The organism is Dietzia cercidiphylli (assembly GCF_014145145.1).
GTDB lineage: Bacteria > Actinomycetota > Actinomycetes > Mycobacteriales > Mycobacteriaceae > Dietzia > Dietzia natronolimnaea.
In genome coordinates, this window is sequence record NZ_JAALEA010000169.1 from 1 (window position 1) to 5,638 (window position 5,638).

Consider the following 5,638-nt stretch of genomic DNA (forward strand, 5'->3'; position numbering starts at 1 on the left):
ACGCGCAGGGCCTCGCGGAGGGCCTGGCGGTAGCTCGTGCGGCCGCCGGGCGGGGGGCCCAGCACCTCGTCGGCGTCGTCGACCAGGACGATCGCCTCGCAGCGCAGCGACTCCACCAGCGGCCGGGCCAGGGCGGGCTCGAGCGGGGTGACCAGGCCCATCCACAGCGAGGACAGCTTGGGCGTGAGCACGGGGACGGGGACCATGAGCCGGCGGTGCAGCCCGGCCTCCTCGGCGTAGATCTGCATCATCTGCCCGTAGGTCAACACGTCCGGCGCGCCCACGTCGATCACGCGCCCGTCGGCCAGGTCCCCGTCGAGCGGAACCGTGGTGGCGGCCGCGAGGTAGTGGACCACGTCCCGCACGGCGATCGGCTGGATGCGGTTGGAGACCCATTTCGGGGTGACCATCCCCGGGAGCCGGGTGGTCAGGTGCCGGATCATCTCGAACGAGGCGGACCCGGAGCCGATCACCACCCCGGCCTGGATCACCAGCGCGGGCACGGACGAGGCCAGCATGATCCGTCCCACCTCAACGCGCGAGCGTAGGTGGGTCGACAGGTCGATCTCGTCCTCCGGGTGCAGCCCGGACAGGTGCACGATGCGGCCCACCCCGGCGGCCTCGACTGCGCGGACGAACGCCTCGGTGGTCTCGCGCTCCTCCTTCTCGAAGTCAGTCGAGTGGCCCATGGAGTGGACGAGGTGGCACGCCACGTCGATGCCGGCGAGGGCGGCCGACAGTGCGGCCTCGTCTCCCAGCCCGCCCTCGTGGATGGTGACCTGGTCCCGCCACGGCACATCGTCGAGACGCGCGGGCGTGCGCGCCAGGACCGAGACCTCGGCGCCGTCGGCGAGCAGTCGGGGGACGAGACGGGAGCCGACGTACCCGGTGGCGCCGATGACGAGGACGCGCGGGCCGGTCGGGGCGTCGGGGGATCCGTGGGGGTTGGTCATACCCGAGACTCTTCCAGTGCGGACGCCGATGCGCACCCGTTGACGGGGGACAGGACCGGCCCGGGGGCCCGGCCGGGGTGAGTCGTTCCGCGCACGAGTGGCGGCTTATCCGGATACTGGAGTGAGACCAGCCAGACGGACCGTGACGGGCGGAGGGAGAACAGATGGCGATCGGCGCGGCACGACCCCGACAACTCTCCAGATCGATGGACCTGTCCGGCGTCCGCATCGAGACCGCCAGGCTCCGCTCGGACCGGGCCGTCACCACCTTCTGGCGGTGGTGGACCGAGGGCGGGTGCCGCCGGACGACCGCCGCGCTCGAGTCGGGTGACGCCCGCCGCGTGGTCCCGGAGATCACCTCGCTCATCGAGGCGATCGACCCCGGGTTGTCGTGGGAGTTCGTCCCCGGGTCTCACGGCGCGCCGCACCGCCTGACCGTCACCGCGGCCGGGGTACCCGAGCTCCGCAGGGCGGCGCGCCGGTGGCTCGCTCAGGCCCCGCCCGCCGACGCCGACTGGTCGTACGCGGACCTGCGCGACCCGGTCTCCGGGTGCGCCATGCACTTCCGCGACCGACGCCTGGGCTTCGACGAGGCGGAGGTGGTGGTGGACTGCGGCCTCTCCCGGGCCGACGTGACCGTGCACCACCCCGGGTTCGCCGGACTCAAGGGATCCGACGCCGGGATCGCCGCCTACCTGCTGCTCGACGCCATGTGCGGGGAGGCCGCGGTGGAGACGTGGGTGGGCATGATCCGCTCCAACGCCACGGCCCCGGGGGACGACGCGGTGTCACTCGACGCGCTGCCCGGGATCCTGCGGGAGATCGAGCGGGACAACACGGACGAGGACGGGGAACCCGCCTGGCAGATCCTGCACGGCGACACCTCCCGGGGCCCGATGGTGGCCGTGGTGCGCGTGCCCCTGGTGGCGCTCTCGGCCCCGGAGTTCGACCGGCACGTCGCCGTCCACGTGCCCTATACGGATGTCGAGGACGGCGGTCTGCCGGGATCGGCCTCCCTGCCCGGGCTGCGGGACTTCGAGGACCACCTGGTCGACCGCCTGGAGGGCACCGGCGAGTGCGTGGGCGCCGAGAGCTGCAACGGCCGCCGGCTCCTGCACTTCTACGTGGACTCCGCGACCCCCGCGCACGAGCAGCTGCGCGTGGCCGCCTCCGGCTGGGAACAGGGCGAGGTGACCCTGACGGTCACCGACGATCCGGGCTGGCGGAAGGTGCAACACCTGCGGGTGTGAGGTCGGCAGGTCCTGGGACCGGACCCACGAACGCGTCCTCTCCGGGGCCGGTCACGACCGACACCTGCCGGGCGGGTCCGGAACGCGGTTCGATGGAGATCCAGCCCGGAATCCTGCCATCGAGTACCAGCTCGGGCGGATTCCCGGTCGTCGCACGCCCGGGGCCGGGGGCGTCCCAGTCGGCATCCACGCGGATCACGGTCGGCGGTGTCACGTCGGGGCCACCGGGACCGGCGAGCGCGTCGATCCGCCCCTCGCTCAGGGGGCCGTCGACGTCCCAGAACACCGCGTCCACGGGGGCGCCGGCGTCCGAGGCATCGGGGTCGACAATCCGGTATCTGGTCTCGTCGCCGATCGCCAGCAGCGGTCTCCAGCGGTCCGGGACGTCGGTGACCACCGCCACCCGGTACCCGGCGGCGACCGCGCGGAAGGCCACCTGTCGACAGACGGCCGGACCGGCCGCGAGGAGTACCGAGCGCAGGTGAGGCCCCGCCAGCTGGACCGCGGCCGCGTTCCCGGTCCGGGTCGCCCCGAGGATCTGACCGCAACCGTGGGCGGGCGGGGCGAGGTCGTCGAGTTGATCGAGGCGCCGTCGGACCGTGGAGCCGGCGAGCGTCTCGGGTAGGGACTCACCCGGGACGGGCAGCACGCGCGGGGACGGCAACAGATGACACGATCCCGCGGACTGGGGGAGCGAGTCCACGGTGAGCCCCGCGAGACCCACGGTCGAGATCGAGTCGACGACGTCGCGGCGGCCCGGCACCCGGCGGAGTCGGAGCACCTCGGTGATGTCTGACGCGGGTACAGAGGTGAGGGCGTCCACGACCTCACGCGGGTCCTCACCGGGGCGGACCACCAACCCCACTCCGTCGGTGGGATCGGCCTCGGCCTCGAGGTATCGCTCCGCCAGCTCGGTGGCGTCGAGCACGCGGCACGGAACCCCGTGATGGACCAGGGATCGGCGGAGTCGTTCGGTGGCCACCGCGATGACCCGTTGCGGCGAACCCCGCCCCGCCTCCGCCGGCGCGCTCAGCGCGAGTTCGGACAGGTCGAATCGGAGGAGCAGGTGGACGCGCCGGTGGGAGACCAGAGCCAACGGACCCACGAGCGAGCAGTACACCTCGCCGTCTGGGCCCGTCGCCGCACGTCGCCCGTGAACCACCACATCGATCCCCTCGAGCAGCACCCCACCCTGGTCGAGTTGCCGCGCGACCGCGCCCAGCGGAAGCCGGACGCCGAGGAAATCCGCCGGGTCGTCGCACCCGACCTCGGTGGTCTCCAGAGCGCCGGCTGAGACCTCGACACCGGTGGTCACCACCTGGTGACCGCCGACGCACCCGACCAAGGAGAACTCGGGCGAGACCAGATCGACGACGTCGACGTCTGACCGGCGTGGGCGCGGTCCGCCTCCGAGCAGATATCGGCCCCGGTGACGGATGGTGGCGGCGCAGGCGACCAGTGAGGCGGCGGCGAACTGGACCCAGGGCTGCCAGGGCGGCGGGCAGATCACCGCGAGCACCCCCGAGGTCAGGAGGACGGTCAGGAGGATGAGAAGGGTGCGAGGGGCAGCCGTCACACGTCCTCCTGGCCTGGTCGGGGGCGCGCGAGGCCGCCCGGGAAGCCCGGCCATCCGGCCGGGACAGTGGCGTACCCTACCCCCGGAACCCGCCGTCGCGGGGCGTCACATCCGTGGGAAGGAGCCCGTTCGTGCCGCTGAAGCCGACGACCAGGGCGCAGGTCGACGGGCACCGTTTCCTGTCCCGGCGGGCCCGACACGCGGTGGCCGTCCGCGACGTCCGGATGCTCCACGATCCACTCAGGCGACAGTCGACGGGACTCATGCTGGGTGCGGTCGCCGCCGTCCTCGGTTGCGTCGGTGCGGCGGTCCTGGCCCTCCTCGATCCGACGCCCGATGTCGATCGCGCCGTGGTGATGGTGGGCCGGGACTCCGGCCAGATGTATGTCCGCGCCGGCGACACCGTCCACCCGGTGTTCAACCTCGCGTCCGCCCGTCTGGTGACGGGTCAGCCCGCCGACCCCACCACTGTGCGGGACTCGGACATCGCCCAGACGCGTCGCGGAGGACTGATCGGGATCCCCGGAGCGCCGTCCGCGCTGCCGGCACCGCGCGACGAGGACGGGGCCGCGGCGGTCTCGTGGACCGTGTGCGACGAGATCGCCGACGTCGATCGCGGTCGCCCCCGGATCGTCTCGACGAGTGTCGTCGCCCGTGACGGGGCGGCGGGACCCGGGCGTGACACCACCGGCGACGAGATCGTCCTGGCCGACCAGGACGGCTGGGGCTGGCTGCTGCGGGACGGGACCCGCTCGAGAATCGACTTGTCGGACGGCGACCTGCTGGCGATCCTCGGACTGGGCGGCGTCGAGCCGCGGCCGGTCACCGCGGCGTTGATCGACCCGCTGCCGGAGGTCGATCCGGTGGTGCGACCGGAGATCGATCTGGCAGGCAGGCCGGTGGACTACGGTCTCGACTCATTGCGGATCGGGCAGGTGTTCACGGTGGACACCGCCTCGGGCAGGGAGACCTACGTCGCCCTGGCAGATGGTGTCCAGGAGGTCGGTCCGGTGGTGGCCGACGTCATCCGTTCGACGACGACGGTGGGTGCGGTCGTGTCCGTGGATCCCGACCGGATGGGCGTCCCGCGCTCGGTGGCGCTGAACGTGGATGCCTTCCCAGCGGATCGTCCCTCGGTCCTCTCGACCGGTGACTCCCCGGTGCTGTGCGTTCGCGATGCGGGCAGGGAGGGGTCAGTGGGCCGGCGGGTGACCGTTGTCGCCGGCGCTCCGGCTCCGTCGGCCGCACAGGCGCGTCCGGTGGCCGGCGCGGACGGGGGCGGGCCGGCGATCGACGTGCTCGGCGTACCCGGTGGAGGCCTTCTGGTGACCGCGGTCGGACGAGGCACGTCAACCCGCGGTGCGGTGACGACGATCGTCGCCGATACGGGCGTGCGCTTCGACATCCCCGACCCGGAGACCGCAGCGGTCCTCGGTGTCGGTGGGACCCCGGTGCCGGTCGACGGTGCGATCATCGACCGGCTCCCCGCAGGACCCAGGCTGGACCGTGACTCCGCCCTCGTCGTCCGGGATGGCCACGATCTCCACACCGTCGCGGACGAGGCCACGGCTCCGGTGCGATGACCCCGCGGGGATGCCGGACCACGGTCGGAACGTCCGGGTGCCGGCCCGCCGGGCGGTGCCCGTCAGTTCTCTGTCGGTGTCCACGTTGTGGGTGTCTCGCGGTGGCGGAGGCCGCGGGGTCGAACCAGAGCGACGACGACGAGGACGAGACCCCCGACGGTGAGTGAACCGGCCGCGACGGCCGCTCCGGTGCCCGCGCCGACCGGACCCGTGTCCGCCGTGGGCGCCGCGATGGTGATGGAGGCGGGTCCGGGGCGGCCGGACCGACGCACCCCG

4 protein-coding genes are annotated in these 5,638 nt (G+C 73.0%); 2 read left to right on the forward strand and 2 right to left on the reverse strand.

The annotated features are described in order from the left end of the window. On the reverse strand, window positions 1–953 hold a 953-nt coding region (locus G6028_RS06630), incomplete at its 3' end, for an NAD(P)H-binding protein (protein WP_182658393.1). Between the two features lie 164 nt (window positions 954–1,117). Between G6028_RS06630 and G6028_RS06635 the strand changes: the two genes are divergently transcribed. Next, window positions 1,118–2,203 carry a DUF695 domain-containing protein gene (locus tag G6028_RS06635; protein ID WP_182609880.1) on the forward strand — a complete coding sequence of 362 codons (1,086 nt, stop codon included), beginning with the start codon at window positions 1,118–1,120 and terminating at the stop codon, window positions 2,201–2,203. Here G6028_RS06635 and G6028_RS06640 read toward each other — a convergent pair. Continuing rightward, complete coding sequence (locus tag G6028_RS06640) at window positions 2,157–3,779, reverse strand: type VII secretion protein EccE (RefSeq protein ID WP_338404161.1); 1,623 nt, start codon at window positions 3,777–3,779, stop codon at window positions 2,157–2,159. The two genes, G6028_RS06635 and G6028_RS06640, sit on opposite strands and share 47 nt — an antisense overlap. Window positions 3,780–3,910: 131 nt before the next feature. Here G6028_RS06640 and eccB point away from each other — a divergent pair, with 131 nt between their 5' ends. Further along, window positions 3,911–5,362, forward strand: a complete 1,452-nt coding sequence (eccB, locus tag G6028_RS06645) for a type VII secretion protein EccB (protein ID WP_182658395.1) — start codon at window positions 3,911–3,913, stop codon at window positions 5,360–5,362. Window positions 5,363–5,638 lie beyond the last annotated feature (276 nt).